Origin of the sequence: Klebsiella sp. K-3 (assembly GCF_051207495.1) — a bacterium.
In the GTDB taxonomy this organism is placed as follows: domain Bacteria; phylum Pseudomonadota; class Gammaproteobacteria; order Enterobacterales; family Enterobacteriaceae; genus Klebsiella; species Klebsiella aerogenes.
This window is the reverse complement of the sequence record NZ_JBPNXF010000030.1, coordinates 1-1635: the sequence shown is the minus strand read 5'-3', so window position 1 is coordinate 1635 and position 1635 is coordinate 1. Positions and strand designations below refer to the sequence as shown.

Below are 1635 nucleotides of genomic sequence, written 5' to 3'. Positions count from 1 at the left end.
AAATGAATACCAAGTCTCTGAGTGAACATACGTAATTCATTACGAAGTTTAATTCACGAGCATCAAACTTAAATTGAAGAGTTTGATCATGGCTCAGATTGAACGCTGGCGGCAGGCCTAACACATGCAAGTCGAGCGGTAGCACAGAGAGCTTGCTCTCGGGTGACGAGCGGCGGACGGGTGAGTAATGTCTGGGAAACTGCCTGATGGAGGGGGATAACTACTGGAAACGGTAGCTAATACCGCATAACGTCGCAAGACCAAAGTGGGGGACCTTCGGGCCTCATGCCATCAGATGTGCCCAGATGGGATTAGCTAGTAGGTGGGGTAATGGCTCACCTAGGCGACGATCCCTAGCTGGTCTGAGAGGATGACCAGCCACACTGGAACTGAGACACGGTCCAGACTCCTACGGGAGGCAGCAGTGGGGAATATTGCACAATGGGCGCAAGCCTGATGCAGCCATGCCGCGTGTATGAAGAAGGCCTTCGGGTTGTAAAGTACTTTCAGCGAGGAGGAAGGCATTAAGGTTAATAACCTTGGTGATTGACGTTACTCGCAGAAGAAGCACCGGCTAACTCCGTGCCAGCAGCCGCGGTAATACGGAGGGTGCAAGCGTTAATCGGAATTACTGGGCGTAAAGCGCACGCAGGCGGTCTGTCAAGTCGGATGTGAAATCCCCGGGCTCAACCTGGGAACTGCATTCGAAACTGGCAGGCTAGAGTCTTGTAGAGGGGGGTAGAATTCCAGGTGTAGCGGTGAAATGCGTAGAGATCTGGAGGAATACCGGTGGCGAAGGCGGCCCCCTGGACAAAGACTGACGCTCAGGTGCGAAAGCGTGGGGAGCAAACAGGATTAGATACCCTGGTAGTCCACGCCGTAAACGATGTCGACTTGGAGGTTGTGCCCTTGAGGCGTGGCTTCCGGAGCTAACGCGTTAAGTCGACCGCCTGGGGAGTACGGCCGCAAGGTTAAAACTCAAATGAATTGACGGGGGCCCGCACAAGCGGTGGAGCATGTGGTTTAATTCGATGCAACGCGAAGAACCTTACCTACTCTTGACATCCAGAGAACTTAGCAGAGATGCTTTGGTGCCTTCGGGAACTCTGAGACAGGTGCTGCATGGCTGTCGTCAGCTCGTGTTGTGAAATGTTGGGTTAAGTCCCGCAACGAGCGCAACCCTTATCCTTTGTTGCCAGCGGTTCGGCCGGGAACTCAAAGGAGACTGCCAGTGATAAACTGGAGGAAGGTGGGGATGACGTCAAGTCATCATGGCCCTTACGAGTAGGGCTACACACGTGCTACAATGGCATATACAAAGAGAAGCGACCTCGCGAGAGCAAGCGGACCTCATAAAGTATGTCGTAGTCCGGATTGGAGTCTGCAACTCGACTCCATGAAGTCGGAATCGCTAGTAATCGTAGATCAGAATGCTACGGTGAATACGTTCCCGGGCCTTGTACACACCGCCCGTCACACCATGGGAGTGGGTTGCAAAAGAAGTAGGTAGCTTAACCTTCGGGAGGGCGCTTACCACTTTGTGATTCATGACTGGGGTGAAGTCGTAACAAGGTAACCGTAGGGGAACCTGCGGTTGGATCACCTCCTTACCTTAAAGAACCTGCCTTTGTAGTG

1 rRNA gene is annotated in these 1635 nt (G+C 53.0%); it reads left to right on the top strand.

What is annotated here, in order from left to right:
- Window positions 1–70 precede the first annotated feature (70 nt).
- Window positions 71–1610, top strand: a 16S ribosomal RNA gene (locus ACSEMK_RS24000).
- The last annotated feature ends 25 nt before the right edge of the window (window positions 1611–1635 follow it).